Annotated in this window: 21 protein-coding genes; 11 read left to right on the top strand and 10 right to left on the bottom strand. The window is 69.1% G+C overall.

Going from position 1 to position 26,992, the window contains the following annotated elements:
• Positions 1-7: 7 nt before the first annotated feature.
• Positions 8-283, bottom strand: a complete 276-nt coding sequence (gene rpmE / locus ACOGI9_RS04455) for a 50S ribosomal protein L31 (RefSeq protein WP_419858685.1) — start codon at positions 281-283, stop codon at positions 8-10.
• A gap of 157 nt (positions 284-440) precedes the next feature.
• On the opposite strand from rpmE, the gene ACOGI9_RS04450 reads away from it, so the two are divergent.
• The 3 genes from ACOGI9_RS04450 to ACOGI9_RS04440 all read left to right on the top strand — a co-directional run bounded on the left by ACOGI9_RS04450 (position 441) and on the right by ACOGI9_RS04440 (position 3,729).
• Entirely contained in the window at positions 441-935 is a 495-nt protein-coding gene (locus ACOGI9_RS04450) for a DinB family protein (protein WP_419858684.1), read from the top strand.
• 788 nt (positions 936-1,723) lie between these two features.
• The gene (locus ACOGI9_RS04445; protein ID WP_419858683.1) at positions 1,724-2,710 is read left to right on the top strand and encodes an IPT/TIG domain-containing protein; all 987 of its coding nucleotides are present in this window, start codon (positions 1,724-1,726) and stop codon (positions 2,708-2,710) included.
• A 242-nt stretch (positions 2,711-2,952) separates the two neighbouring features.
• Positions 2,953-3,729 carry a hypothetical protein gene (locus ACOGI9_RS04440; protein WP_419858682.1) on the top strand — a complete coding sequence of 259 codons (777 nt, stop codon included), beginning with the start codon at positions 2,953-2,955 and terminating at the stop codon, positions 3,727-3,729.
• Between the two features lie 33 nt (positions 3,730-3,762).
• On the opposite strand, the gene ACOGI9_RS04435 is transcribed toward ACOGI9_RS04440, so the two are convergent.
• Both ACOGI9_RS04435 and ACOGI9_RS04430 read right to left on the bottom strand, forming a co-directional pair.
• Positions 3,763-6,282, bottom strand: coding sequence for a penicillin acylase family protein (locus ACOGI9_RS04435; RefSeq protein ID WP_419858681.1), 2,520 nt, complete (start codon positions 6,280-6,282; stop codon positions 3,763-3,765).
• A gap of 39 nt (positions 6,283-6,321) precedes the next feature.
• Positions 6,322-7,158: a Ku protein gene (locus ACOGI9_RS04430; protein WP_419858680.1), complete on the bottom strand. Its 837-nt coding sequence runs from the start codon at positions 7,156-7,158 to the stop codon at positions 6,322-6,324.
• A gap of 166 nt (positions 7,159-7,324) precedes the next feature.
• On the opposite strand from ACOGI9_RS04430, the gene ligD reads away from it, so the two are divergent.
• The 4 genes from ligD (at position 7,325) to ACOGI9_RS04410 (ending at position 12,838) form a co-directional block, all read left to right on the top strand.
• Positions 7,325-9,907: a DNA ligase D gene (gene ligD, locus ACOGI9_RS04425; protein ID WP_419858679.1), complete on the top strand. Its 2,583-nt coding sequence runs from the start codon at positions 7,325-7,327 to the stop codon at positions 9,905-9,907.
• Positions 9,904-11,088 (top strand): pyridoxal phosphate-dependent aminotransferase, encoded by a 1,185-nt coding sequence (locus ACOGI9_RS04420; RefSeq protein ID WP_419858678.1) that lies wholly within the window; start codon positions 9,904-9,906, stop codon positions 11,086-11,088. The genes ligD and ACOGI9_RS04420 overlap by 4 nt, the downstream gene beginning before the upstream one ends.
• Positions 11,089-11,223: 135 nt before the next feature.
• Positions 11,224-11,829: a DUF6088 family protein gene (locus tag ACOGI9_RS04415; RefSeq protein WP_419858677.1), complete on the top strand. Its 606-nt coding sequence runs from the start codon at positions 11,224-11,226 to the stop codon at positions 11,827-11,829.
• Positions 11,822-12,838 carry a nucleotidyl transferase AbiEii/AbiGii toxin family protein gene (locus tag ACOGI9_RS04410; protein WP_419858676.1) on the top strand — a complete coding sequence of 339 codons (1,017 nt, stop codon included), beginning with the start codon at positions 11,822-11,824 and terminating at the stop codon, positions 12,836-12,838. The genes ACOGI9_RS04415 and ACOGI9_RS04410 overlap by 8 nt, the downstream gene beginning before the upstream one ends.
• On the opposite strand, the gene ACOGI9_RS04405 is transcribed toward ACOGI9_RS04410, so the two are convergent.
• Genes ACOGI9_RS04405 through ACOGI9_RS04395 form a run of 3 tightly spaced genes read right to left on the bottom strand, consistent with a single transcriptional unit; the run spans position 12,835 to position 17,699 of the window.
• Positions 12,835-13,614 carry a glutaminyl-peptide cyclotransferase gene (locus ACOGI9_RS04405; RefSeq protein WP_419858675.1) on the bottom strand — a complete coding sequence of 260 codons (780 nt, stop codon included), beginning with the start codon at positions 13,612-13,614 and terminating at the stop codon, positions 12,835-12,837. The two genes, ACOGI9_RS04410 and ACOGI9_RS04405, sit on opposite strands and share 4 nt — an antisense overlap.
• Positions 13,615-13,624: 10 nt before the next feature.
• Entirely contained in the window at positions 13,625-15,589 is a 1,965-nt protein-coding gene (locus tag ACOGI9_RS04400) for an FAD-binding protein (protein ID WP_419858674.1), read from the bottom strand.
• 7 nt (positions 15,590-15,596) lie between these two features.
• Positions 15,597-17,699: a prolyl oligopeptidase family serine peptidase gene (locus tag ACOGI9_RS04395; protein ID WP_419858673.1), complete on the bottom strand. Its 2,103-nt coding sequence runs from the start codon at positions 17,697-17,699 to the stop codon at positions 15,597-15,599.
• Between the two features lie 88 nt (positions 17,700-17,787).
• Between ACOGI9_RS04395 and mtnA the strand changes: the two genes are divergently transcribed.
• Positions 17,788-18,885: an S-methyl-5-thioribose-1-phosphate isomerase gene (gene mtnA / locus ACOGI9_RS04390; RefSeq protein WP_419858672.1), complete on the top strand. Its 1,098-nt coding sequence runs from the start codon at positions 17,788-17,790 to the stop codon at positions 18,883-18,885.
• Positions 18,886-18,945: 60 nt separating this feature from the next.
• Here mtnA and ACOGI9_RS04385 read toward each other — a convergent pair whose 3' ends face one another.
• Complete coding sequence (locus ACOGI9_RS04385) at positions 18,946-19,512, bottom strand: DinB family protein (RefSeq protein WP_419858671.1); 567 nt, start codon at positions 19,510-19,512, stop codon at positions 18,946-18,948.
• A 156-nt stretch (positions 19,513-19,668) separates the two neighbouring features.
• On the opposite strand from ACOGI9_RS04385, the gene ACOGI9_RS04380 reads away from it, so the two are divergent.
• Entirely contained in the window at positions 19,669-20,580 is a 912-nt protein-coding gene (locus ACOGI9_RS04380) for a hypothetical protein (RefSeq protein WP_419858670.1), read from the top strand.
• A gap of 50 nt (positions 20,581-20,630) precedes the next feature.
• Here the strand turns inward: ACOGI9_RS04380 and ACOGI9_RS04375 are convergent, their stop codons facing one another.
• Positions 20,631-21,029 carry a type II toxin-antitoxin system VapC family toxin gene (locus ACOGI9_RS04375; RefSeq protein WP_419858669.1) on the bottom strand — a complete coding sequence of 133 codons (399 nt, stop codon included), beginning with the start codon at positions 21,027-21,029 and terminating at the stop codon, positions 20,631-20,633.
• Positions 21,026-21,310, bottom strand: coding sequence for a type II toxin-antitoxin system Phd/YefM family antitoxin (locus tag ACOGI9_RS04370; protein ID WP_419858668.1), 285 nt, complete (start codon positions 21,308-21,310; stop codon positions 21,026-21,028). Before ACOGI9_RS04370 ends, ACOGI9_RS04375 begins: the two co-directional genes overlap by 4 nt.
• 220 nt (positions 21,311-21,530) lie before the next feature.
• On the opposite strand from ACOGI9_RS04370, the gene ACOGI9_RS04365 reads away from it, so the two are divergent.
• Positions 21,531-22,490: an aldo/keto reductase gene (locus ACOGI9_RS04365; protein WP_419858667.1), complete on the top strand. Its 960-nt coding sequence runs from the start codon at positions 21,531-21,533 to the stop codon at positions 22,488-22,490.
• Between the two features lie 102 nt (positions 22,491-22,592).
• Here the strand turns inward: ACOGI9_RS04365 and ACOGI9_RS04360 are convergent, their stop codons facing one another.
• A complete protein-coding gene (locus ACOGI9_RS04360; protein WP_419858666.1) occupies positions 22,593-25,835 on the bottom strand; it encodes a WD40/YVTN/BNR-like repeat-containing protein in 3,243 nt (1,080 codons plus the stop codon).
• Between the two features lie 298 nt (positions 25,836-26,133).
• Here ACOGI9_RS04360 and pheA point away from each other — a divergent pair, with 298 nt between their 5' ends.
• On the top strand, positions 26,134-26,979 hold the full coding sequence (pheA, locus tag ACOGI9_RS04355) for a prephenate dehydratase (RefSeq protein WP_419858665.1): 846 nt from the start codon (positions 26,134-26,136) through the stop codon (positions 26,977-26,979).
• The last annotated feature ends 13 nt before the right edge of the window (positions 26,980-26,992 follow it).

The following is a 26,992-nucleotide window of genomic DNA, read 5'->3' as shown; positions in this document are numbered from 1 at the left end:
CTCCGGCTCAGGCATCCGCCGCCACTGCCCCCTCTTCCGCGGCCTCTTCCTTCTCCACCGCGTCCTTCTCCTCGCTGCGGGTGTTCCGATCGCCGTACTTGGCGATGAACCGCTCCACGCGTCCCGCCGTGTCGACGAGCTTCTGCCGCCCCGTGAAGAAGGGGTGGCAGTGCGAACAGATCTCGACGTGGATCTCGCCCACCGTCGAAGCGGTCTCCGTTTCCCGGCCGCACGCACAGGTGATCTTCGCGGGTGCGTACTCCGGATGTATGCCTGCCTTCATGTCTTCCCCACGCGCTGGTTGTGTGCCTCCCGCGGAGGCGTCTGCGGAACAGCCACATAATCTAGCCGAAGCGCCGCACCCGCTGCAAACGCGAGACGGACCTCCGGCTGCGCGTCCGGGAGATGCAGCCGGCGCTCACGGTGAGTAGACTCCTCCCATGACCCGCGACTCGCTGATCACACTCCTCGATTTCCACTACTGGGCCCGCGACGGCACGCTCGATGCCGTCGAGCGGATCGCACCCGAAGACTTCCGCCGAGACCTGGGGAGCAGCTTCGGCTCCATCCGCGACACGCTCGCCCACGTCGTATCGGCTGAATGGGTCTGGTGTTCACGCTGGCGGGGATCCTTCCCGACGGAGCATCTGCCCGCCGCCGACTTCGAGAACGCGGGCGACGTTCGCGCGCGCTGGCTGCAAGAAGAGGCGCGCGTCCGCCGATTCGTCGAGGAACTCGGCCCCGAGGACATCAACCGCGTGATCGAGTACCGGTTCTTCGATGGCGAACCGATGCGTGCCGTGTTCTGGCACATGCTGCAGCACGTCGTCAACCACGCCACCTACCACCGGGGCCAAGTGACGACGATGCTACGCCAGCTCGGCGCCGAACCGCCCCGGAACCAGGGTCTCATCGGCTTCTACCTCGAGCGCTAGTTCGGCACCGGTATCGGGCGATCCAGAGATCCAGCCAGGCGCCAGAACTGAACATCTACCCCCCCCATTTTGGTGGCGCGCCTCACTTCGACTTCACCTAAGATTTGTTTATTGAACGCTGTTTCCACCCCTCCAGCCCAAGGAACGCCGGAGGATGGGAGTTCGCTCGCCCGAGACGGGCAGATCAACGACGTCGGCCTCACCGTACGACGGCACGCGGCGCGCCTACGCAGGCGCATTAGCGTTGGCGGTGGCCACATGGCTTGCCGCCTGCGGTGATGCCCTGCCGACGTCCGCGCCCCCCAACGCCAATCGGGCACCGGTCGCGGAGGGGACGATCCCGCCGCGCGAGATGCTGGCGGGGGAGTCGGCGACCGTGTCGCTGGAGGACTTCTTCCGTGACCCGGACGGGAATGCGCTCGCGTACACGCCGTCCACATCGAACCGCCAAGTGGTGACCGCCACCGCCCGGGGCAGCGAACTCACGCTGGTTGCCGCACGGACCGGTGTCGCGGATGTCACGGTCACCGCCGTCGACCCGGGGGGCCTGACTGCGACGCAGAGTTTCGCCGTGACGGTCCCCAACCGGGCGCCCGAAGTCACGGCGGTCCCCGCACTGGATCTGGCGTCGGGCGCTTCGGAGACCGTGCTTCTCACACGGTATGTGCGGGACCCGGACGGCGAGGCGCTCGCCTACACCGCGACGAGTTCGGATGAGACCGTGGCGTCCGTGCACGTCGCCGGCGTCGGGCTCACGGTGACCGCCGTGGCGAGGGGTGAGGCCGGAGGTGACGGTCACGGGTACCGACCACGGCGGTCTGAGCGTCAGCCAGAGCTTCTCCGTCACCGTGGACGGGGTCGAGATCGGGACGGTGGAACCCGCCGTCCTGCTCGAGGGAGAGGAGGCGACGATCCATGGACGGGGATTCGCGACTTCCATCGCGAACAATCTCATCCTCGTCGACGGCATCCCGGCCCCGGTGACCGCGGCGACCGCGACGCAACTCACGATTCGCGTTCCGCGCAGCGACTGCCTCCCGCCGCGGAAGGCCGAACTGGACGTGACGGTTCTGGGCTTGAGCGACGCCCTGCAGGTCAGCGTGACGCCGACGGACCGCGAGCGCATGGACCTCGACCCCGGCTGGTACCGCTGGACGTACGCCGGAAACGGGTGCCTGCTGCTGCCGGGAGACTCGACGGGCGGCGAGTGGCTGATCGGGGTGGTGTCCACCGCCCGCGACCCGTCGGTACTGTCGCCGATCACGGTTTCCGGCATTCCGGGCGATCTGGACGTATTCGCGAACCTCGGCACGGCCGCAGCCGCGTCCCGGACGGAGAGCGTCGACCGCGCCGCCCGGGAAGGCGTCGCGTTCGCGGGTCCGATTCCGGACGGGTTCGCGCCGGGTACCGCCGGGGCCGGGGCCGACCGAGGCGCCGGATCCGATCCGCACCAACCGCCTTCACGGCGAGACTGGGAGGCGCACAACGAGTTCATGGAGAGGAGTGAAGAGCTGCTCCGCACCCTGGGGCCGGTAACCCCCGTCGCGTCACCGGCCGCAGCGGACGGACGATCGTACTCCACCGGTGACACGGTGACGTTGTTCGGCGGCTGTCTTGGCAATTGCAGCGAACGCGACACCGTGCGCGCCGTCGTCCGTCTCAGCGGCGCCAATTCGATCTGGCTGGAGGATCTCGCGAATCCGCCCGGCGGACTCACGGCCTCCGAGCTGACCACGCTCGATGAGTTCTACGTCGCACGCGAAGCCGGTGCATGACGCTACTTCGGCGAGCTCTCGGATGTGGACGGCAACGAACGCTTCCTGGTTCTCATGACGAAGGATGTCAACTTGATGGGGATCGGTGGATTCGTCTGGTCAGGTGACTTGTTCATCGACGGATGGACCAGCAACGAAGCGGAGATCTTCTACGGCGTCGTTCCCGATCCAGCGGCGTACACGGGCGTGCGTGGACCAGGCAGGAGATCCTCGAGTACTACCCGTCCCTGTTGACACACGAAGTGACGCACATCGTTCAACTCGGTGCCGCGGTCCTCGGCGGAGCCGCCTATAAGACGTCATGGGAGCTGGAGGGCGGGGCCACGCTGTCCGAGCAACTCGTCGCCTACCGGCTTTTCGGACACGAGTCGACCCCGGACCGGGGGTGGGACGCTTACGACAGCGGACAGGCGTGGTATTCTGAGTGGGTCACCGGGATGGCCCGATTCTTCGGCTGGGATCCTGGCTACTCCTGGGGTCGGGGGCGCCGGGTGGCGGGGGCGCCGGAAGAGTGTTCGTGGGTCGGGCGGCCGTCGCAGGGGAACGACGGACCGTGCCGCAACAGGAGAGCCGCATACGACGTGCCTTCGATGTTCCTTCGGTACATGATGGACCGGTACGGCGGCGACTACACCGGAGGCGAAGAGGCGCTGCTGAGCCGCCTGACGCAGTCGCCCCACTGGGGCTATGCCTCCATGGAGGAGGTCGCCGAAAGGCGAGTCGAACACCTCTTGGCCGACTTCTACATGTCGCTGTGGATGGACCTGCACGGTGTGAACTGGTTCTGGTCCTGGGATCTCGCGGACATCTGGCGGCGGTTCTCGGAGGAGACCTGGCTCCGCCCGTACGCTTCGACGGCGTCGGCGCACGAGCACGATTGGAGTCTGCGCGCCGGCTCCGGCGCACTGCTTCGCTGGAGTCCGGAGGGGGTCCTGGCCCCGACAAGCCTCAAGGTCGCCTCTCCCGGAGGCGGCCGGACCCCGCGACACGTATCGGTGTGGGCCCTGCGAATCCGCTAGCGCGGCCCAGCGATCCAATCCGCTGACGCGGCGCTAGTTCGGGGTCAGCATCAGGCGGTCGGCGACGGCGGCTTCCACGCGCTCCCGGGAGTAGTAGAGCGGGAAGAAGCGGTCCTTCGCCCAGCCCTCGAACAGGTTCCGGTACATGGGATCGTCCGGGTCTCCGCCCTGCCCCGGCGTGTTCGTGAACACGGCCGTGTCCCAGTCCCCCGCCTCCGCGATGATCCGGAACGACGGGCCGGAGGTCTGGTTGTCGCCGCCCCCCGTCTGGTTCACGGTGAAGCCGTTGCCTCCGCGCGGGAGCGGCCCCACCTCGAGGCGTGCCCTCATCTCGGCGTTCACGATCCCGGACAGCGGGTGCCGGAACCGGGCGTGCTTGAAGCGCACGTCGCCGTAGCGCCAGGGATCGCCGCCGAACCGATCCTCCAGCCCCTCCAGGGCGTCGCCCAGCGTGCGGGCGAGGAAGACGTCGCGGCCGGCCACGGGATCCCCGTCTCCGAGGGGCGCGAACCACGCGGGGGGCGAGCCGAGCCAGTCGATGATCTTCTTCATCGACAGGCGTCCGAGCGACGCGCGGACTTCGGCCGGAACGACGAGCGGCACCATCTGTCTCTGGATCTCACGTTCCCAGGACACGTAGATCGCGGCTTCGCGGGACTCCGGGGCCAGCGCGAAATCCCAGTCGAGCAACTCGCCTCGGGCCGCCTCCGCCCCCGCGGGCAGGTCCACGCCGCGCAGCATCGGCACCAGGGAGCGCGCCGGGAGCGACACGTAGTCCGTCGCCAACTGCATCATCTCCGCCAGCGTGAAGCGCCTTCCCGTCGCGAGGACTTCGTCGATGCGCGCGCTCCGGAAGGGGTCGCTCCAGCTCCAGCCCACCGCGTCGCGGTGCTCGTAGCCGGGCGGGACGAGGTTCTGGTTCGCCGTCGACCAGAAGCCCTTGTCCGGGTTGAACACGTGCGGCTTGTGCACGATCTCGAGGTAGCCATCCCACTCGTAGCGGCCGTCCCCCGGCACGGGGACGAGGCCCGACCAGTTGCGGCGGATGGGCGCGATCCCCACGGACTGCCAGCCGATGTTCCCGTCCACGTCGGCCCACACCATGTTCTCGCCGGGGATGTTCGAGTAGTTGCAGGCGTCCCGGAATTCCTCCCACGTCTTCGCCTGGTTCATGCGCAGGCTGGCGAGGTAGGGCGCGCCGCCGATCTCCATCCACCCCGCGCGCACCGCGTAGGCGAGGCCGTTGTCGCGGTCCTCGTACACGACGGGCCCGTGCCGCGTGTATCTGTGGCGCACCCGCTCCGGGCCCCGCCCCTCGACCGGGATCTCGTCGTCGATCACGCGCATCGCCTCCCAGTCGCCACGGTACCAGTAGCGGTCCGGGTCCTCCGGGTGCGTCCGGTAGACGTAGAGGTCCTCCGCGTCGGTCTGGAAGACGGTGAGGCCCCACGCCCCGTACCCGTTGTGCCCGATCGAGATGCCCGGGAGGACGGGCTCGCCGCCGCCGATCACGTTCCACCCCGGTCCGACGAGGTGGACCAGGTAACGCAATGAGGGGGCCGCCTGCACCCGGTGCGGGTCGTTCGCCATGATCGGGTGGCCGCTCAGCGTGCGGCTCCCCGCCACGACCCAGTTGTTGCTGCCCGTCCCCATCCGCTCCGCCTCGAGGCGCTCCGCTTCGTACGCTTCGGCCTCGGCTTCCTCCCGGAGCGTCCGCAGGGCGAAGGCCTCCGCGTCGGACGCGGTGGCGCGGAAGCGGGGATCGATGTCCTCCGGCTGGAACCGGACGGGTCCGCGGAAGGCCCGGTACACGTCGAGGATCTCGCGCCGCAGGAGCGATCCGTCGACCGCGGGGTCGAGATCGATGTCCGGCTCACCGGGATGGAAGTAGGAGACCTCCTTCACCTTCTCCGCCCCCACCGCCGCGACGGCGATCCCGAGATCGAGTTCCTGCCCGATGTTCATGAGCAGGCCCTGGTGGCGGGAGATGACGACGTCGGGCGTCCACGGCTGCGGCCGGATGCCCAGCATCTCGAACTCGACCGGGAGCAGATCCGGGTCGCGTTCCGTCTCGGCGATGTACGCGTTGATCCCGTCCGTGAAGGCCCGGATGATCTCCGCGCCGCGCGGGTGATAGTGGTTCAGTTCCGCTTCCAGGTCGCCGCGGAAGCGGAACAGCCGCGCGCCACGATCGCGCTCCAGTTCGCGCGGACCGAGGATTTCCGAGACCGTGCCCGTGGCCTGGCGGCGCCAGAGTTCGAACTGGAAGAGGCGGTCCCGCGCGGCGCTGTATCCCTGCGCGAAGAAGAGGTCGTGCTCCGTCTCGGCGTAGATGTGGCTGACGCCCCACAGATCCTTGAGGATCTCGACGCCGGCCTCGAGCCCGGGAACCCGCAGCGTCTCCGTGGCGGCCGCATCGAAGGCGGCGATCCGGTCCGGGACGCCGGCCCGGAGATCGTCGACGGTCGGGGCGGAGGGCGGAGGGTTGCCGGAACCCTGCCACACCGGCAACAGAAGGATGGACGCGAACAGCGCGACGGATCGAACCCGCATCGGATTCTCCTTGGGTGGTCTTCTTCTCGTTGAGTCCGGCTACGACCCCGCGGCTTTCTTCTTCTCCGGCTCGCTCTCCGCCTGGTCGTCGGCCCCGGTCTCCGTCTCGCTGGAGACGCTCGCCCGGAGCGCGGCCATGAGGTCGATGACCTGCGCCGTCGTTTCCTCCTCGACGGGCGCGGTGATCTCCGTTCCGTCGGCGACCTTCCGCTCGACCGCTTCGAGCATGCGCTGCCCGACCTCATCCTCGTACTTGGACGGATCGAAGCGCTCCGAGGCGATCTGCTCGATCAGCTGCACGGCGAGACCGAGTTCCGCTTCGACGACCTCGCCCTCTCCGGACGGCACGGCGGCAATGTCCCTCACCTCATGCGCGTAGTGCAGTTGTTCCAGCACGAGGTGGTCTCCGACCGGCCGCACGAGGACGAGATACTGCTTGCCCCGCGCTGCATACTTCGCGAGCGCGGCCCAGCCCGTCTTCTTCATCGCGGCGCCGAGGAGGCTGTAGGCCTTGTCCCCTCCGCGCGCGGGTCCGAGGTAGTACGTCTTCCCGATATACGCCCGCTCGACCTGGTCCACCGGCACGAATTCGACGATCTCGATCGCCTGCGTCGCCTCCGCCTCCAGCGCCTTCAGTTCCTCCGGCTTGAACGTCACGTACTGGTCCTTCGCGAACTGGTAGCCCTTGATGAGATCCCGGCGCTCGACGGGTTCTCCCGTCTTGGCGTCCACGTACTGCTGCTTTACGCGGGTCCCTTCGGGGGAGAGGAAGTTGAAGCGAACTTTCTGCGAGTTCTCGGCGGATGAATAGAGCTGGCACGGGATCGAAACGAGCCCGAACGAGATCGTCGCCGTTGCGATGGGTCGAGGTGACATCCCTGCGCCTCCGTGTGCGCGCCGAAGCCTCCGACGCGAGCCAGACCACCGGTTTGATGCCGAACCGGGGGGCCGAATAATAGGTTGCGCCCCGGATTGTCGCACAGAGCGCAGGCAATCCGAAGCCGGCGGACCGGAATCAGCATCAGGAGGGGGTGCCGCGAGCATGCCTCGCGAAAAACTCGGGAAATACCGCGAGAAGCGAGCGTCCGATCGCACCCCGGAACCCTTCGGGGGGGCGCCCGGGACGGGCGTGGGCGTGTTCGTCGTGCAGCTGCACGCGGCGACCCGGCTGCATTACGACCTGCGCCTGGAGATCGGCGGTGTCCTCGTCTCGTGGGCAGTGCCGAAGGGGATCTCGGCCGACCCCGCGGACAAGAAACTCGCCGTCCACGTCGAGGACCACCCCGTCGAGTACATCGAGTTCGAGGGCGTGATTCCGGCGGGCGAGTACGGCGGCGGCGAGATGATCGTGTGGGACATCGGCCGCTGTCTCATGCTCGAGGATCCGGAGGAGGGGCTGGAGAAGGGCAAGCTCCTGTTCGAGCTGCGGGGCCACAAACTCAAGGGCGTATGGACGCTCGTGCGGCTCGAGAAGGGGGAGACGGGGAAGGAATGGCTCCTCATCCGCGAGCGGCGCGGGGGCCACCCGATCCTGGAGGATGGGTCGCTCCCGGAGAGTTCCATCCTGTCCGGACTCACCGTCGGGCAGATGGCGCGGCGGGAGGAGGGCTGGTATCCGGGGGACGACGTGGCCGCGGCCCTCGATGCGGCGGCCGTGCCGGAGCGGCCGGTCGACCCTTCGGAGGTGGAGTTCATGCTCGCCCAGCCGCGCGAAGACGCGTTCGACGACCCCGCGTGGCACTTCGAACTCAAGCTGGACGGATACCGCATGCTGGCCTCGGCCGTCGCGGGCGAGGGGAGCCTGCTGACGCGGAACGGACACGACGCGCTCCCGACTTTTCCCGACATCGCGCGCGCGCTGCGCAAGCTCCCCTACCGGCGCGTCGTCCTCGACGGCGAGGTCGTCGTGCACGACGCCGCCGGCTACCCCAGCTTCCGGCACCTTCAGAAGCGCGCCCGCCTCTCGCGTCCGCACGATATCCGGCGCGCCTCGTTCGAGGCGCCGGCGAGCTTCTATGCCTTCGACCTGCTCGCGTTCGACGACCGCGATCTGCGCGAGCTCCCGCTCTCCGAGCGGCGCCGCTACCTGCGCGACGTAGTACCCGAGGCAGGCCCCATCCGCTTCAGCGAACACTTCGAGGGGTGCGGAGAAGCCCTCTTCCGGCAGGTGCAGGAGATGGGCCTCGAGGGGATCATGGCCAAGCGCGCGGACTCCCGGTACCTCGGTGGCCGGTCCCCCGACTGGAGGAAGATCCACGCGGCCCGCCGGGACCGCTTCGTCATCGTCGGCTTCACGAGTCCCGCGGGCTCGCGCGAGGGCTTCGGGGCCCTCCACCTCGGCGCCTACGGTCCCGCCGACTCCGCTTCGGACGCCGCCGCGGGCGACGGCGACCTCGCCCTTCACTACGTCGGCCGCGTCGGGACGGGCTTTGACGAGAAGACGCTGACCGACCTCCGGACCCGCCTCGACGAGTTGAAGTCCGATGGCCCCGCGTTCGTGACCCCGGCCCCCGCGGGCGACGATCATACCTGGGTCGAACCCCGCCTCGTCGCCGAAGTCCGCTACAAGGAGGTCACGGAGGGCGGCCTCCTCCGGCACGCCGTTTTCCTCGACGTGGCGGACGTGCTCCCCACGGACTGCCGGCTTCCGCGGAATCCGCGCGCGGCGCTGACCGACCCCGTGCGAGTCGATACGTCCCCCCCGCCCGTCGAGGAACTGCCGCTCTCGAATCTCGACAAGGTCTTCTGGCCGGAGGAGGGATACACGAAGGGCGACCTGATCGCCTACTACCGGGACATCGCGCCGTGGCTGCTGAAGTTCCTGAAGGACCGGCCCCTCGTGCTGACGCGGTATCCGGACGGGATCGACGGAAAGTCCTTCTTCCAGAAGAACGCGCCGGGGTTCCAGCCCGAGTGGGTGCGCACGGAGGCGATCTGGAGCGAGGGCTCCGAGCGCGACATCCACTACTTCATCGCCGACGACCCGGCCACGCTCGTGTTCGTCGCGAATCTCGGGGCCATTCCGCTGCACGTGTGGGCGAGCCGCATCGGGACCCTGGACCGCCCGGACTGGTGCCTCCTCGACCTGGACCCCAAGCACAAGCGCGACGGCGAGGAGGTCTACGCCCCCTTCGAGGATGTCGTGGAGGTCGCGCGGACGATCGGTGACATGTGCGACGAGATCGGGCTGCCCAGCTATCCGAAGACGAGCGGGTCCTCGGGGATCCACGTGATGATCCCGCTCGGCGGGCAACTCGACTACGAGCAGTCGCGCACGCTCGCGCTCCTTCTCGCGAAGGCGGTGGCGGCGGAGATTCCCGACCGGGCCACGATCGTGCGGAACCCGGCGGGACGAGACGGCAGGATCTACATCGACTACGTCCAGAACGGCCGCGGGCGGCTCGTGGTGGCGCCCTATTCCGTCCGTCCGCGCGCCGGGGCGACGGTGTCGGCGCCGCTCGCCTGGGCCGAAGTGGGAGAGGGGCTCTCCATGGAGGACTTCACGATTCGGACGATGCCCGAGAGGGCGCGGGAACTGGACGCCGACCCGCTGCTGGGCGTGCTGTCCGACGAGCCCGACCTCATGGCGGCACTCGACGCCCTGCAGCGGAGGATGGGCCGGTGAGCGGCGCGGAGGGCGGCGCGCGCACTCCGCCCGGACGGCTGGCCGGCATTCCGGGCTTCGACATTGACGGGGTGGCGCGGGCGGCGGAGAGCGATCCCGGCATCCTCCGGCTCGAGAACCTCGACACCGACCTGCGCCCACCCGCGGCGGCCGTGGCCGCCACCCGCGCCGCGCTCGAATCGCCGGCCGCCAACAGCTACCTGCCCTTCACGGGCCGGGCCGACCTCCGCGCGGCGGCCGCCCGGCACGTCGGCCGGCTCTCCGGGCAGGACTACGACCCGGACCGGGAGTGCGTGGTCACCGCCGGCGGCACGGAGGGCCTGTTCAACGCCCTGCTCGCGACGGTGGACCCGGGCGACGAAGTGGTCGTCACCGACCCCACGTACGCCGGCATGCTCCAGCGCGTGCGGCTGGCCGGTGCGCGCCCCCGGCTCGCGCCCTGGGTTTTCGATCCCGCCGGGGGCTGGCGCCTGGACCTGGACGCCGTCGCCGGGTGCGTCGGCGACCGGACCCGGGCGCTCTTCATCATGAACCCGTCGATGCCGTCCGGCGGCGTGCTCGACGCCGGCGACTGGGCCGTCGTGGCGGAACTGTGCCGGCGCCACGACCTGTGGCTCCTCTACAACGCGGCCATGGAGCGCATCCTGTACGACGGGCGCCCCTACCTGCACCCCGCCGGCCTTCCGGGCATGCGGGAGCGCACGCTCACGGTCGGCTCGGTCTCGAAGGAGCACCGCATGATCGGCTGGCGCACCGGCTGGATCGTCGGGCCGGCCGCCGTCATGGCCGCCGTCGCCAAGGTCGGCATCTACAACGTCGTGACGGGGGTCGGAATCGGGCAGCCCGGCGCGCTGGCGGCGCTGACCGCCGCGGACGAAGCCGACGACGTGGCGGCTTGCGTGCGACGCTGGGAGCGGCGCCGCGACACGGTGCTCGAGGCGCTCCGCGACTACCCGGTCCGGCCCGCCGCGGGCGGCTGGTCGCTCCTCGTCGACGCCCGGCCCCTCGGCCTCACGGCCCGCGAGCTTTCCGAGCGGCTCCTCGCCCGGGCGGGCGTCGCGGCCACGCCCATGGACGCCTGGGGCGGCCCGGACGCCGAGTACCAGCTCCGCCTCGTTTTCAGCAACGAACCCAGCGTGCGGCTCCAAACCCTGGGAGACCGCTTCTCCAGGGTCCTGTAGCTCGGCCGGAACCCGATACTCTCCAGATGACCCCGGATCAAGCCTTCGCGACGTTCGCGTTGCTCGACAAATGTCAGTTTACTAGATATTTTTCTGACATATTTGTGACCCTCATCACCGGCCGGAACCGAACGGATGCAAAAAATGTCGAGCCTCCCACGTCAAATCGCCGAATACGCGGCCACACTCCCCGAGGGAGCACCCATTTGCCCGGGCTCACTGCTCCATCTCGGGAACCGGGCGGCCGTCGACCAGGCATTGTCGCGCCTCGCCCGGCGGGGGCAGTTGATCCGGATCTTCCGCGGCGTGTACGTGCGTCCGGTGGTAACGCGGTTCGGCCTATTGGCGCCAACGGTCGAAAAAGTGATCGCGGCGCTAGCAGCCCTCTGGGGAGAGACCATCGTCCCTTGCACGGGCGCTGCCGCCAACGTTCTCGGCCTCACGACCCAGGTACCGGTTCGACTCGTATACCTCACTTCCGGGCCGAGTCGCACGCTCCGGCTTCAGGCGCTCGTAGTCCAACTTCGGCATGCACCGCGGTGGCAACTCGTCGCTCCAGGGCGGCCGGCGGGCCTCGCCGTCCGCGCCATGGCGTGGCTGGGTCGCACGGAAGCGGCGCGAGGCCTCGACGTCATCGCTCGCCGACTTTCGCCGTCAGATCTGGCCGAACTGGCGGAGGTACGCCCCATTCTGCCGTCCTGGATCGCCACTCCGGTGAGCAACCTGCTGGCTCGTGGCTGACGTTCTCTATCGGTCGCTCTCGCGATCCGACCGAGCCAAGGCGCTCCGGGCCGCCTCGATTCGCGGCGGACGGCCCGTTCACCTGCTGGAGAAGGACGTTTGGGTCGTTGAGGTCCTATCGGTGCTGTTCGGTGCGCCGTTCGGGCGCCATCTGACGTTCAAGGGAGGGACATCGCTGGCAAAGGCGTATCGTGTGATTCGACGGTTCTCCGAGGACATCGACGTCACATACGACATCCGGCAGTTTGTTCCCGACCTGGTGGCTGGTGCCGACGAGGAGGCGTTACCCCCCAGCCGCAGTCAGGAACAGCGCTGGACGAAGGCGATTCGCGCTCGACTGGCGGAATGGGCGGCGGATGAAGCGCTGCCTGCGATCCGCGATGCGCTGGCTCGGAGCGGCTATCCCGCCCGCGTCCGCTCCGATGGGGACCGGATCCATGTACGCTATGAACCGCTCTTCGCCGACGGCGGCTTTGTCCGGCCGGAAGTACTCGTGGAGTTCGGAGCCCGCGCGACGGGCGAACCGCGACGAGAGCGGACGATCGAGTGCGACGCGGCCGAATTCCTGCCCGACGTTCGCTTCCCTTCGGCGCAACCCTCCGTGATGTTGGCCGAGCGTACCTTCTGGGAGAAGGCCACGGCGATACATGTGTTCTGCCGCCGGCGCAGACAGCGCGGGACGCGTCTCTCCAGGCATTGGCACGACCTGGCTCGGCTGGACGACGCCGGCTACGTCGAGAGAGCGTTGGCCGACCGTGAACTGGCTCGTGCCGTGGCTCGCCACAAATCGGTTTTCTTCCGGGAGAGGGACAGGTCAGGAGACTGGATCGACTACGAGGCCGCGGTTTCCGGCGGGCTTCAACTGTGCCCCGACGGTCCTTTCAACGCAGCTCTCGCCGCCGACTATGAACAGATGCTGGGCAGCGGCATGCTGTTCGATGATGAGGAAGCGTTCGAAGAGATTCTCGATCGATGCGCCGATCTCGAGCAAAGGGCCAATCGCGGCTAGTCGTCGAGACGGAGGGCGAGGAGGTTGGGCCAGAGTTTGCCGGTGACGAGGAAGACGCCGGTCTCGGGGACGTAGGCGATGCCGTTGAGTACCGCCTCGACGTCGCCGGGCTTGCGGGCGCTGAGGGGGACGCTCGACAGGTCGAGTTCGCCGAGGACTTCGCCGGTGGCCTTGTCGATGCGGACGATGACGTCGGTCTGGTAGACGTTGGCGTAGATCCAGTCGTCCACGCACTCCAGTTCGTTCAGACGGCGCTGCGGGGATCCGCCGCGGGTCACCTCGACCGTCGCGAGCACGGCGAACGTCCGCGGGTCGCGGCGCTCGAGCGCGCTCGAACCGTCGGACATCCAGAGCGATTCCCCGTCGTAGCAGAGGCCCCAGCCTTCACCCTCGTAGGCGAACTCCCGGAGCGCGTCCAGCGTCTCGACATCGTAGACGAAGGCCCGGCCGGACTTCCACGTGAGCTGCACGAGTTCCGAGTCCACCCGGGCGAGTCCTTCCCCGAAGAGCGCCGAGTCCACCGCGACGCTCGCCAGGACTTCTCCCGTCGGCACGTCGACGCGTCGCACGCTCGATTCGCCGTAGCGGCCGGTGCTCTCGAGGAGTGCCCCGTCGTGGAAGAGGAGTCCCTGCGTGTACGCCGCGGGATCGTGCGGGAACGTCCCCAGGATCTCGTACTCGATGGATGGGACGGCCGACGACGCACAGCCCGCCAGCGCGCAAAGCGCGAGCGTCCACAGGCCGCGAGAGCCCGTCCGCGGCTTCACCCGTTGCATCGCGGCGGCATCAGATCAGATCGAGGACGGCCTCGACGGCGCGACGACCCTCCGCGGACGCGCCGGTCCAGTTCTGGTGCCCGCGCAACTCCGAGTGGCCGATCGCGACGCGGCCGAAGGGCTCGCGAATCACATCCGGCGGGGCCGGGGCCCCGTCGCGCCCGAAGAAGAAGCCGGGTCCGGGCGCCACGTAGGCGTGCCCCCAGCGATTGAGGACGAGGCCGGCGATATCCTCCGCCGGATCGAAGCCGCCCTCCGCGAACAGCTCGACCATCTGCGCGCGCAACCGTCTCTCGTACTCGGTGAAGGACGTGCTCAGCATCTCGGTGCGGCCCGCCATCCCCTGATCGGCCGGCGATGGGCCCGGCGCCTCGAAGGTGATGTAGAAGGTCAGCATCGTCGGGTGATCGGGCGCGTGGACCGGCCGGTAGTCTCCCGCGTACATGGGCCGCCGGATGTTGCACGAGAAGCCGAGATCGCCCTCGTAGAAGCAGCCGGCGATCCCGAGGCGGTCGAGGAAGCGCCAGTTCCGGAGCGCCACGTTCGCGACGAGGATCGGGCCGTGCCGGAAATGGTCGTAGGCCGCGCGGTGTCCGTCCGGCAGATCGGCCGCGATGTAGCGGTTCATCCACCCGCCGCTCGCGAGCACGACCCCGTCGGCCTCGACGGAGTACGCGCGATCTTCGTGCACGTAGGTGACGCGCACGCGACCGTCGCCGGTCCCGGTGTGGCGCACGTCGATCGCGGTGCACCCCAGCCGCAGCCGCACGGGCTGATCCGGCCGGTCGAGGGCGCCGAAGTCGATCGCCCCGTTGAGCACGTCCCCCAGCGTGCGCTCGCCCGCGATCCCGTCCGGCACGACGTCCTTCACGAAATAGCGGGCGATCCCCGCGTTCCCGCCGGGGAAGGAGTGGAAGGTCATGCCGTCGTAGCGGGACGGAAGCCCGAAGCCGGGGAGGTCGAAGTGCATCCCCCACCAGGCGGAGATGGCGTCGCAGCCGAGTCCGATGATGCTGGCGAGGATCGGATCCACGTACGCCGTCACCTCCGGCGGCAGGCCGAGCACGTCCTCGTAGTAGGCCTTGAGCGTCATGCCGTCGAGCCAGGGCCCGGGGTTGTCCGGCCCCCCCGGCGCGTCCGGGGGCACGTGGTCCGTGAGCCGCGCGTTGCGCCAGCGCTCGAAGCCCTCCCGAACCTCCGGCGTCCAGGGCGCGCGGGAGGGATCCCCCCACAGGTCGCTGACCCAGCCGCCCGAACCGCCCGACCAGCCGGGCCCGCCACGCCGCGTCCCGCCGAAGTAGTGCCCGATGGAGAACTGGTCCTGGACCCAGTGCATGAAGCCGTAGTTCTCGAGCGGGGCCTTCACCTGCCCCGCGTCCGGCGCGTACTCGAACTCGCGCGGGATGCCCAGCGTGGTGAAGTAGTCGTCCGGCTCCCCGGTGGGCGGGCGTATGCCGAAGTCGTTGGAGCCCTGCGGTCCGGCCAGGCGCACGCCGTCGACCATGATGTCGTTGCGTTTCGCCTCGCCGCCGAACACGGGGTGATTTTCGAGGACGAGACAGCGCCCGGCGGGCCGGTGACGCTTGAAGTGGTGCGCGGCGGAGAGACCCGCGAGTCCGCCCCCGACGATCACGACATCGAAGCGCTCCCCGGTGTCCGTCACCCCCCCGCCCGGAGCCCGCCCGTCGCGGACCCAGTGCGCCGAGCGGACGACCTCCGGCGTGTTCCCGTGCGAGGACGCGTAGTCCCCCACGCCGCCCGGCCCGTACCAGTCGGGTCCCAGCGCGTCGGACCACGGCTCGGACGCCACCCCCGGGACCGCGATGCCGCTGCCGCCTCCGGGAGCCTCGGTCCCGCACCCCAGGAGCGCGGAGCCCGCGATCCCCGCCCCCGCCAACTGGACGAAGTCGCGGCGCGTGATCTCCCGGTCGAGCCCGAGTTCCCTGTCCGACCTGCCCGTCCCGTCGCGGCTCATCGCACCCTCACTGCGTCGTCGTCCCGCTCGTCCGGTACCGCTCGAACCAGGCGAGGATGTGCTGCACCTTGCTGATGAGACCGCTCGGACGCGCGCCGATGCTGTGGTTCGCCTCGGGAATCCGCACGAGCACCGACGGCACCTTCCGGATCTTCAGCGCCTGGTAGAACTGCTCGGACTCCGACATCGGCGTCCGCCAGTCGACTTCGCCCGTGATGAGCATCGTCGGCGTCGTCACGTTCGCGATGTGGTGGACCGGCGAGCGCTCCATGTAGTGTTCGAGGTTGTCCCACGGCTCTCCCGGGAACCAGTAGTTGACGCCGCCGCTGCCTCCCATGTCCGCGGTCAGAACCCACGAATACCAGTTGATGACGGGCTTCTGCGACGCGGCCGCCGCGAAGCGGTCCGTGTGCGTCACGATCCAGGCCGTGAGCACGCCTCCGCCCGAACCGCCGGTGACGAACAACTGGTCCTCGTCGATGTAGCCGCGTGAGATCACTTCATCGACGCCGGACATGAGGTCGTCGAAATCGTAGCTCGGATACGCGTGGTGGATCTCGTTCCCGAAATCCTCGCCGTAACTCGTGCTCCCGCGCGGGTTCGTGTAGAGGACGACGTAGCCCGCCGAGGCGAAGAGCTGGACCTCGGCGCTGAAGCGGTCGCCGTAGTTGGCGAACGGACCGCCGTGGATTTCGAGCAGGAGCGGATACTTGCGGCTCGGGTCGAAGTCCGGCGGCTTCACGATCCAGCCCTGGATGTCCAGCCCGTCGTGCGAGGACTTGTACCAGACCTCCTCCGTCTCCCCGATCGCCTTCTGCGCGAACAGATCCTCGTTCAGATGCGTGAGGCGCTGCCAGTCGCCGCCGCGATTCGTGACCGCGAGGTCCGAGGGGTGGTCCGGCGTCCCGTAGGTGAAGGCGAAACGGTCGTTCCCGGAGGTGGAGAAGGTGCCGCCGCCGTACGGACGGCCGATCGACAGACCCTGAACGCTGGAGACGATATCCGTCACGGTCCCCTCGAGATCGACGTGGGCCAGCCGCGTGTTCCCTTCGGTGTCGTACTGGAAGAAGAGCCCCGCCCCATCGCTCGCCCAGTGCAGATTCCCGATCGAGCGGTCGAGGTCGTCGGCGATGAGACGCGAGCCGGACCCGTCCCGGTTCATGACGTACAGCTTCGACACCTGGTGCCCGAGGAAGCGGTCATCGTAGCCGGTGTAGGCGATCATCCCGCCGTCGGGCGACACCGTCGGACTCGAGTCGGGGCCGCGTCGGTCGGTCAGTTGCCGGATGGCCCCATCCGCCACGGCGAACTCGAAGATCTCGGAGTCCCGCACGTACTCCCAGTCGTCGCGCCGGGTGGCCGAGATCAGCAGGTGCTGCGAGTCGGGGGTCCACTCGGGCGTCCCGCCGTGGTTGTAGGGGCCGTGCGTGACCTGGCGCGGCGTCCCTCCCTCCGCGGGAAGGACGAAGACGTGGGAGTACCCGACCGGCAGGAAGCCCTGGCTGTCCGAGCGGTAGTAGAGCCGCTCGTACGTCGTGGCGGGCGGCGCCCACGTCGCGCCCTCCGGCTTTGCCGGCATCTGCGCGAAGGGCGGCGGCGTGTCCGGGACGAACATGCTGAAGGCGATCGTGCTCCCGTCGGGAGACCAGGAGAGCCCGCCCGGGCCTCGCTCCAGCTGCGTGAGCAGGGCCGTCTGTCCGGTGTCCATCCAGCGCAGGTAGAGCTGCGACTTCCCGTGCTCGTCGCTCGCGACGTAGAGGAGCCTCGTGCCGTCCGGCGACCAGCGCGGAGAGGAGAAGTTCGTCTGTCCGGTGAGGAGCGGACGGTGGTTCGAACCGTCGTAGTCGACGATCCACAGGTTGCTGCGCTGACGGTCCGTCATGATGTCCATCGAGGACCGCACGTAGACGACCCGGGAACCGTCGGGCGAGATACGGGGATCGCCCGCGACTTCGAGTTCGAATACGTCCGCCGGGCCGAAGTGATCCGGGTCCCGCTCCTGCCCGGCAAGCGGTGCGGCGGGGGCGACGATGGCGAGCGCGAGCGCGGCGGTGGCCACCCGGAAGGCGACCGCGGAGCTGACGACCCTGTGTTCTCCTGACGACGTCATGATTCCTCCTGGACTGCATTCGATCCCTGCGGGACGTCCCGTGGCAGTCAAGGTAGCGCCTTTCCCGCCGCCGGATAGGTTGCGCGGCATGAACGAGCGCGAGTTTTCGGTGCCGGAAACGATCCGCTGGGCCCCCGGGGGTCTGAGCGCCCTGATCCTCGACCAGACGCTCCTTCCCGGCGTCCACCAGGAGAAGGAACTCTCGACCCTCGACGACTTCATCGAGGCGATCGTCAGCCTGCGCGTGCGGGGCGCGCCGCTCATCGGGATCACGGCGGCCGTCGGCCTCGCGGCTCTGGCGCGCCAGTCCGCCGCGGAAGGGATCTCGGCGGACGCGTTGCGGGACCGGTTCGCCGGCTGGGCCGAGGGGCTGGCGAACGCCCGGCCGACGGCGATCAACCTCGTGTGGGCGGTCCGCCGCCTGCGGGCCCGGCTGGAGGCAGCCACCGGGGGCGCGGCAGAACTGGCCGCGGCGCTGGCGGCCGAGGCCGACGCCATCCACGAGGAGGACCGCCGCATGTGCCGGGCGATCGGCGAGCACGCGGCGGCGCTGCTGGCGGGCGGCGAGTCGGTGATCACGCATTGCAACGCGGGGTCGCTCGCGACGGGGGGCATCGGGACGGCCCTCGCCCCGGTCTACGTCGCGGCCGAGACGGGCCGCAGGGTCCGTGTGTTCGCCGACGAGACCCGGCCGCTCCTCCAGGGCAGCCGCCTCACCGCGTGGGAGCTTTCCCGGGCGGGCATCGAGGTCACCGTGCTCGCCGACAACATGGCCGGGTCGCTCTTCGCCTCGGATCCGCCGGACATCGCCTTCGTGGGCTCCGACCGCATCGCGGCCAACGGCGACGTCGCGAACAAGATCGGCACGTACCCGCTGGCCGTGCTGGCCCACCGCCACGGGGTCCCCTTCTACGTTCTCGCGCCCACCTCGACCGTGGACCTCGGCACCCCGACCGGCGCGGACATCCCGATCGAACACCGGGACCCGGACGAGGTCCGCCGCGGCTTCGGCCCCCTCCTCGCCCCCGAGGCGGCCGGCGTGTACAGCCCCGCCTTCGACATCACCCCACGCGAACTCGTGACCGGCATCGTCACCGAACGCGGCATCCACCGCCCGCCGTACACGGATTCCCTCGCCGCCGCCGTCCGCGCGGCCGAGGCGGAGCGGCGGCACCGGCCGACGTAGCCGTCGCGCTGCACCCGCCGGCTTCCGCCGCAGGTGCGCGGCTCGGCCAACGAGATGTGCCTACCGGTCGTGGTGGAGTATCGGGAGATAGGCTTTCCACGGACCCACCTCACCTTCGAACTGGTGCGCGACGACGCGCGTGATCTGGGCGATGTGGTTCAGGTCGTGGACGGCCCAGGTGGCGAGGAGTTGCCGTAGCGTGACCTCGCCCAGCTCAGGGTGAAGCCCCCCCGCGTCGAGATCCGCCCCTTCCTCGATGACCTCCCGCAGCGCCGCGAGTCCGGTCTCGCGCAGCGTCTCGAATTCGGTGAGCAACTCGTCCAGCGAGCGGTCGCGGGTGCGCTCGACGTGCGCGAACCGATCGAACGGCGGGAACGCCCGTTCGCGGCCGTGTTCGAGAATCCAGCGCGTCCGCGGCATCCAGTCGTCGATCTCGCCCTGGATGAGATGTCCCAGCACGCTGAAGGGGCTGAACGTCCCCTCGCCCTCGTCCGCATGCAGCAGGTCCGCCGGCAGATCCTCGAGCAGCACTCGCACGGTGCCGGGCGTGCGGGCGAGGAGCGTGAGGATGTCCTCCGCCAGTGCCTCGTCGTCGATGATCGCTTCGTTCGTCGTTTCCTCCGTCACGCGAACTCTCCTCCGGTCGCGGTGCATGAGACCCGTCGGAACGGAACCGTCGACCGCCACCTTTGCAACGGAACTCCGGAACCGCATCCTCCTTCGATCCGAAAGCGGGGCTTTGCCACGCGCTGCCAGGCGACGAACCGGACGAGATCTCCCGGCGTGAGCGACACGACACTTCCCCAGCACACATCCCGGGAACCGGGCTCCGGCCGGTTCGTGGAGCGGCTGCGTGGGGAAACGCCGACGATGACGGTCGAACTCCGGCCGCCGCGGAGCGGACTCACGCGCGGCGGCGCGATGGACATGTGGATCGACCTCTCGCACGCCATTCGCGGCCTCGCGGCGCGCGACGCCTTCCTCATGCTCACGGACAGCGCCGTGGGCGAGGAGGAGGAGGAGAACCTCCAGCACCTGACGGCCAACCTCGCGAACGAGGTCGACCCGTGGCGGGTGGTTCCCTTCCTGACCTGCCTCCACCCGCTCGACTACTGCCTGCGCTACGTCGACCGCGCACGAGCTCGCGGCGTCGAGAGCGTCACGGTCACGGGCGGAGACAAGGTGCGAGGCGCCGAACGCTGCGTTCCCCACGGATATCTGCTCCGGCGGAAGTTCCGGGAGCGGACACGGAGCCTGTCCCTCGGAGGCTGGGTCAATCTCCACCGTCCCATCGCCGAACAGATCGACTTCGCCACGGACCCCGGGTTCGAGGCGGACTACTACCTCACGCAGGTCGTGTCCCATCACGACCTGGGGCGGGCGGAGCACTGGCTGGAAGGCGCCGAGCGCGCGGGCCTGGAGATTCCCGGCTCGTTCGGCGTCTTCTACTACCGGAACGGCCGCCGGACGGTACTCGAACGGCTGTCCCGCTTCTTCCCCGTACCCGTGGATGCGGTCGCTTCGGCCTTCGAAGCGGGAGTCACGCCGGAGCGGCACTGCGCGGAGACGATCGTCGCCCTCCGGCGGCTCGGGGCCGCGCACGTCTACCTGTGCAACCTCGCTCCGCACCGCGCCGCCACCCAGTTCGACCGCATCATGACCGAGGTCGCGACCCTGGAGGCCGGCACGAGCTGATTGAGTCGCAGGGGGCACGTGCCGTTCCCGCGGGAACGTCCCGGCCCGAACTATTCGGTGGCGTCGAACCGGTTCAGCTTGCCGGACCAGTCGAGAATACGCCGGTCGGCCGTGAGCAGTTCATGCCCTTCCAGAGCCGTGGCGACGATGAGCCGGTCGGCCGGGTCGCCGTGCAAGCCCGGGAGCCGTCCCGCCCGCACGCCAATCAGTCCGCTGACCGGGATTTCGACGAGTCCGTGGGCGAGGAGATCGCGACGCAGGGCCTCCGGTTCCATGAGAAGGTCAAACCGCCCGCTGTGGACGCGCATCGCGATCTCCCAGAAGGATATGGCGGAGATCGCCGCGCGCCTCCGGGGTAGCGCCCGCTCGATCATCCGCCGGGCGCGCCGTCCGAGCCGGCGGTCCCCGCGCCCGTGCCATAGCAGGACGTGCGTGTCCAGCAGGATCAAAACAGATCCTCGTCGGCGTCGTCTCCGTCGTCCCACCACTCTCTGGGCATGGGCCCCACGATATCGCCATGGATCCGGATCACATCACGATACCGTCCGAACAGCGTCTCCGGTTTCTCCGCACAGGGCACGAGCTTCGACACGGGGCGGCCGTTCTTCGTGATGACGATCTCCTCGCCCGTCTCGGCGACTTCATCCATGAGCTTGAGACATTTCGCCTTGAACTCCGACGCTTTGATGGTCCGCGGGGCGCCCGCGGGCTGTTCGTGATCCGATGCCATCCGTCCACTCCGAGTGTGTCGTATGCCCTCAACGCGCCATCAATAGAACCATGGTCATGACCATGGTCAACTGATCTCCGAGCCCGCCCACAAGCCGGTATGCGACCCCGCGCCCGAGGCCGCACAGCGGTTGGGCCGCGTGAAGTGTTACCCGACCGTCGGCGCGGTACAGGCACGCTTGATGCCTCGGTCACAACCCCAGCACGAGGAAGATCCGAAGATGTTCACTCGACGCGACTGGCTCCGTTCCACCGCCGCCGCGGGCGCGGCTCTCTCTCTCAACCCCCGCATCCTGCGCGCGTTCGCGAGCCAGGAGATGATCACGCGGCCCATCCCCTCCACCGGGGAGGAACTGCCGATCGTCGGCCTCGGGAGTTCGGCAACCTTTCAGCGCGTGGCGCTCAGCGACGACCACACGCAGATCGAAGGCGTCATGCAGGCGCTGGTGGACGGCGGCGGCTCGGTGTTCGACACCGCACCCAGCTACGGGCGCGGGGCGTCCGAGAGGGCGGCGGGAGACATCTGCCGGAGGCTCGGGATCTCCGACCGCGTCTTCTGGGCGACGAAGGTGAACGTGGCCGGGCGGGGCGGGGGCTCCGCGGATCCGGACGCCGCACGGGCCCAGATCGAGCGCTCGTTCGAGTATTTCGGCGTGCCCGTCATCGACTGCATCCAGGTCCATAACCTCGGAGATCCGCCGGTGCAGGTGGGGATCCTCGAGGAGCTGAAGGCGGCCGGACGCGTCCGCTACATCGGGATCACCTCCACGAGCAAGCGGCAGTACCCGGCGCTCATTCAGTCCATGCAGGACTATCCCCTCGACTTCATCGGCATCGACTACGCGGTGGACAACGTGAGCGCGGCCGAGGAGATCCTGCCCCTCGCGGCCGAGCGCCGGATCGGCGTGCTCGTCTACGTGCCGTTCGGACGCACCCGGCTCTGGTCGCGCGTGGGGGACCGGGAGGTGCCGGAGTGGGCGAGCGAGTTCGACGCCCATTCGTGGGCGCAGTTCTTCATCAAGTTCGCGGCCGCGCACCCCGCCGTGACGGTGGTGACGCCGGCCACGAGCCGCGCGGAGCACATGGTGGACAACCTGGGCGGCGGGATGGGACGACTCCCCGACGAGGACCAGCAGCAGCGCATGATCGAGTACGTGAGCCAGCTCCCGGAAGCCGGCTGAGCGACCGGCTCCAGACCGCAGCCCGAGCCTGAACGGAGGCCCGGGAGGGACGTTCCCGCGGGAACGCCTTCCCGGGCCTTCAGTCGTTGACCTTCAGTCGTTTCAGGAGACGAGTTCGACCGATTCGTCGGCCGGATCCACCGGGGCGAGTCCCAGACGCTCCAGCTCGCGGTTCACGGCGGCCAGTTCCACGCGCCATACCTCGTCGAGGCGGGTCGTGTAGCCCTCGAGTTCGGCCACCATGATCTCGAACACCTCGTACATCCCGCTCCCGGGCCGGCCGTCGCCACGCTCCGACATCGAGAGCAGGTTCGCGAGCCGGTTGTTCACGCGGATCGGGAAGTTCAGCGGATCCTGGTTGCTGCGGTTCCGCACCTGGTAGATGTTCCCCTCAACCTCCGAAGCCGCCGTCCTGAGCGCCTCCGCGGCCTCCGCGAGCGCGGCGTCATCCGAGGCTTCGAGCCGGTCGTCGAGTTGCGAATTCACGCGCCGGATGGCGATCACGGCCGAGTTGGCCTCGTTCACCCGCGCCCGGATTCGTATCCCGAACTCGAACTGCTCCTGCAGGTCCTCGTCCGTCACGCCCTCGATCCAGGGGTGGCGGGCGACCTCGATCTCCGTCGTCCGCACCTCGCCGTCCGCCGTCAGCCGCACGGTGTACGTCCCCGGCGGCACGGCGGGCGACATCGTGCGCACGCCCCACAGGATCATGCCGGGGAAGGTCGCGGCGGGCGCGGTGCGAAGATCCCACTGCAGCATGTTCAGCCCCGCTTCGGCCGGCATCGCGGGTCCGGCCCAGCGGTCGCGGGCCGGGGTCGGCGCCGCCTCGCCCTCCGCGGCCGTCGAGTCCCCTTCCGCGGCCGGATCGGGGCGCGGCGCCGGCTCGTAGGTGCGCAGCACGGCGCCCGACGCGTCGAGAATCTCGAGCCGCGCCTCCTCCGGCGCCTCCCGGAACCACCACGAGAGCGTCGCCCCGTTGGCGGAGCGGTACGCGGTGGCCGGATCGAACAGCGCGACGGCCTCCTCCGTCAGCCCGGGGCGCGCCTGCCGCAGCGGCGCCAGGTTGTCGAGCACCCAGAACCCGCGGCCGTGGCTCGCGATCGCCAGTTCGTTGTGCTCCACGATGACGTCCGAGACCGGCAGGTCCGGGAACCCCGGGTTCAACTCCTGCCAGTTCGCCCCGTCGTCGTACGACACGTACATGCCGTGCTGCGTCCCGGCGTACAGCAATCCCTCCCGGTTCGGGTCCTCGCGCACCGCGTGCACGTAGGCCTCATCCCGGATCCCGTCCACGATCTTCGTCCACGTCGCCCCGTAGTCGTCCGTCTTCCAGATGTAGGGCGAGCGGTCGTTGAGGAGCGGCTTCCGCACCGAGATGTACGCCCGGCCCGCCCCGAACGCCGAGGCGTCGATCTGGCTCACGCGCCCGAAGTCCGGCATGTCCGGCGGCGTCACGTCCGTCCACGTCGCGCCGCCGTCGCGCGTCACGTGCACGAGGCCGTCGTCCGACCCCGCCCAGATCACGTCGATGTCCACCTTGCCCGGCCCGACCGAGAAGATCGTCGCGTAGACCTCCGGCCCGTTCATGTCCCCGGTGATCGGTCCGCCGGAATGGCCCAGCGTCATCGGGTCGGCGCGGGTGAGGTCGCCGCTGATCGCCTCCCAGTCATCACCCCCGTTCGTCGTCCTCCAGAGCCGGTTCGAGGAGGTGTAGAGGACGTTGGGGTCGATCGGGGAGAAGATGATGGGGAACGTCCACTGCCAGCGCTCCACCATCTCGCTCGCGGGCTCGCCCGAGTAGAACCAGGGATAGGGGTTCACCTCTCGCGACGTGCCGAGGCGGCGGTTGTAGCGGTCGAGGTAGCGCCCGTTGTTGGTCCCGGAGAAGAAGACGTCGATATCCTTCGGGTCCGGCGCGATGTAGCCCGGTTCCCCGCCCCCGGCGCGGTACGCGACCTCCATCGAACCCTCGGTGACGCTCGCGGGCTGGCCCCCGCCGAACGCGGGCGCCTGGCCGAAGCCGAACCGGCTCGCGTTCCAGGCCGAGGGCAGGCACAGCGTGCTGTTATCCTGCTGCGAACCGCAGACGTGGAAGGGCACGTGAGCCGTCGTCACGCCGTGGTAGAACTGGGCGGTCGAGAACTCCTGGTCCGTCCAGTGCTGCCCCGTGTCGAAGCTGACCGCGCCGCCGCCGTCGTTGGCCACGACGAGGTGGGCGGGATCCTCCGGGCTGATCCAGAGATCGTGGAAGTCTCCGTGCGTCCCGTTGTTGATGACCTCGTACGTCGCACCGCCGTCGGTCGAGCGGAAGAAGGAGGTGTTCTGCACGTACACGACATCGGGATCGTAGTGGTCGGCAAAGACGTGCGTGTAGTAGAAGGCCCGCTGCCGGATGCGGCGCTCGTCGTTGATCAGTTCCCACGTGTCGCCGCCGTCGTCGCTGCGGAACAGCCCCCCGTCGGCGTGCTCGAACAGGGCGTACACGCGATCCGAATCCGCGCTCGAAACGGCCAGCCCGATCTTCCCCACGACCCCCGACTCCGGCATGCCGGGGTTCCGGGTGATCTCCGTCCACGTGTCGCCCCCGTCGGTGCTCTTGAACATCCCGCTCCCGGGACCGCCGGAGGACATCGTGTATTCCTTGCGGAAGGCCTCCCACAGCGCCACGTAGATCACGTCCGGATTGTTGCGGTCGAGGGCGATGTCCACCGCGCCCGTGCGCTCATCGCGGAAGAGGATGCGCTCCCAGGTGTCGCCCCCGTCCGTGCTCCGGAAGAGGCCGCGCTCCTCGCTCGGCACGCTGTATTTCCCGAACGAAGCGACATAGACGATGTTCGGATCCGTGGGATGGATGCGGATATTGGCGATGGCGTCGGATTCGGAGAAGCCGACGTGCTCCCACGTCTCGCCCGCGTCCCGGCTCCGGTACACGCCGTCCCCCGGCATGATGTTGCCGCGGATGCAGGTTTCGCCCATGCCGATGAAGACGAGGTCCGGATCCGTCTCGGAAACGGCGACCGCGCCGACCGAGGCCGACGTGATCTTGAAGTCGGTGACCGGGAACCAGTTCTCGCCCCCGTCCGTCGTCTTCCACAGTCCTCCGCCGGTGGCGCCGAAGTAGCCCTCCAGCGGACGCCCCACGACACCGCTCGTGGCGATCGAGCGCCCGCCCCGGTCGGGACCCAGGTTCCGCCAGCGGTAGCCCGCCAGAAACGTGGAATCGAGCGTCACCGCTCCGGGCGCGACTTCCTGCGCCTCCAGCGGGCCCGAATGGCCGGGACCGGCGAATGGCATGAAGAGGGAAAGCGTCAGCAACGAAGAGAGGAGACGCGGGATGCGGTTCATGGCTTGGCTCCGGGGCGTAGTCGACGACGACGGATGATCGTCCGCCGAAGATAGACGCCGCTTTGGGGGCAGCGGAAGGCGGCCCGTCAGCCTCCGCCGGCGCCGTTGGCGGGTTGCTTCGGTCCGTCTGGGGTCGCCGAAGGTGACGGGGGAGCTTCGTCGAAGGAGATCCCGCCCCCGCCTCCCTCCATTGACGATCCAGGGGCGCACGGGTCACGCCGGCCTTGCGACCGGTGTACCTTGCCGGATGAATGCGATGCGTGGTGGTGCGCGGAAGGTTGCCGCGGAGATCTGGGGAATGGGGAGGGGGCGGGCCAGGGTGGGCTATCTCGGGCCGCCCGGAACGTTCAGCGAGCAGGCGGCGCGGCGTTACGATCCGATGGCGCGTCACGTGCCGCTCGGGGACATCGCGAGCGTCGTGCGGGCGGCGGATGAAGGGGACATCGACGAGGCGCTCGTCCCGCTGGAGAACAGCACGGAGGGCCCCGTCACGCTGACGACCGACCTCCTCGTCCACCAGACGGACCTCCGCATCCGGCGCGAAGTCGTCCTTCCGATCCACCACTGTCTGCTGACGGAGGGCGGCGTCGATTTCGACGGAATACGGATCGTCTATTCCCATCCGCAGGCGATCGCCCAGTGCCGGGGCTATCTGGCGCGCAAACTTCCGAATGCGGAAGCCATGGCCTCGCTGAGCACGGTGAGGGCCGTGGAGGACATGCGGATCGAAGGGCCGGGAGCGGCGGCCATCTCGAGCATGCGGGCGGCCGAGGTGCTTCACGCCTTCGTGCGCGAATCTCACATCGAGGACGTCCCGGGGAACCGCACCCGGTTCGCCGTGCTGGCGCGCGAGGATCACGAGCCGACGGGAAGGGACAAGACCTCGATCTGTTTCGACTTCGCGGCGGACGGTCCGGGCACGCTCTACCAGGCGCTCGGCGAGCTGGCGAACCGGCGCATCAACATGCTGAAGATCGAATCGCGCCCCGAGAAGAGCAGCCTCGGACGGTACATCTTCCTCATTGATTTCGAGGGGCACCGTACCGACCCCTTCGTAGCGGAAGCTCTGGACCGGATCAGGGAGCGCGCGTCGTCCTTCAAGATCCTGGGGTCCTATCCCAGGGCCTCCGACCCGGCCCCCTAGTCGGCCCCCGTAG

This window comes from Candidatus Palauibacter irciniicola (assembly GCF_965208695.1).
GTDB classification, from domain to species: Bacteria; Gemmatimonadota; Gemmatimonadetes; order Palauibacterales; family Palauibacteraceae; genus Palauibacter; species Palauibacter irciniicola.
This window is presented reverse-complemented; position numbering and strand designations above follow the sequence as displayed.

Bases quoted from the DNA above. Each gene is read 5' to 3' on its own strand.
- rpmE (WP_419858685.1), bottom strand. From the start codon at position 283: ATGAAGGCAGGCATACATCCGGAGTACGCACCCGCGAAGATCACCTGT.
- ACOGI9_RS04450 (WP_419858684.1), top strand. From the start codon at position 441: ATGACCCGCGACTCGCTGATCACACTCCTCGATTTCCACTACTGGGCC.
- ACOGI9_RS04435 (WP_419858681.1), bottom strand. From the start codon at position 6,282: ATGCGGGTTCGATCCGTCGCGCTGTTCGCGTCCATCCTTCTGTTGCCG.
- ACOGI9_RS04430 (WP_419858680.1), bottom strand. From the start codon at position 7,158: ATGTCACCTCGACCCATCGCAACGGCGACGATCTCGTTCGGGCTCGTT.
- ligD (WP_419858679.1), top strand. From the start codon at position 7,325: ATGCCTCGCGAAAAACTCGGGAAATACCGCGAGAAGCGAGCGTCCGAT.
- ACOGI9_RS04415 (WP_419858677.1), top strand. From the start codon at position 11,224: ATGCAAAAAATGTCGAGCCTCCCACGTCAAATCGCCGAATACGCGGCC.
- ACOGI9_RS04405 (WP_419858675.1), bottom strand. From the start codon at position 13,614: ATGCAACGGGTGAAGCCGCGGACGGGCTCTCGCGGCCTGTGGACGCTC.
- ACOGI9_RS04400 (WP_419858674.1), bottom strand. From the start codon at position 15,589: ATGAGCCGCGACGGGACGGGCAGGTCGGACAGGGAACTCGGGCTCGAC.
- ACOGI9_RS04395 (WP_419858673.1), bottom strand. From the start codon at position 17,699: ATGACGTCGTCAGGAGAACACAGGGTCGTCAGCTCCGCGGTCGCCTTC.
- mtnA (WP_419858672.1), top strand. From the start codon at position 17,788: ATGAACGAGCGCGAGTTTTCGGTGCCGGAAACGATCCGCTGGGCCCCC.
- ACOGI9_RS04370 (WP_419858668.1), bottom strand. From the start codon at position 21,310: ATGGCATCGGATCACGAACAGCCCGCGGGCGCCCCGCGGACCATCAAA.
- ACOGI9_RS04365 (WP_419858667.1), top strand. From the start codon at position 21,531: ATGTTCACTCGACGCGACTGGCTCCGTTCCACCGCCGCCGCGGGCGCG.
- ACOGI9_RS04360 (WP_419858666.1), bottom strand. From the start codon at position 25,835: ATGAACCGCATCCCGCGTCTCCTCTCTTCGTTGCTGACGCTTTCCCTC.
- pheA (WP_419858665.1), top strand. From the start codon at position 26,134: ATGGGGAGGGGGCGGGCCAGGGTGGGCTATCTCGGGCCGCCCGGAACG.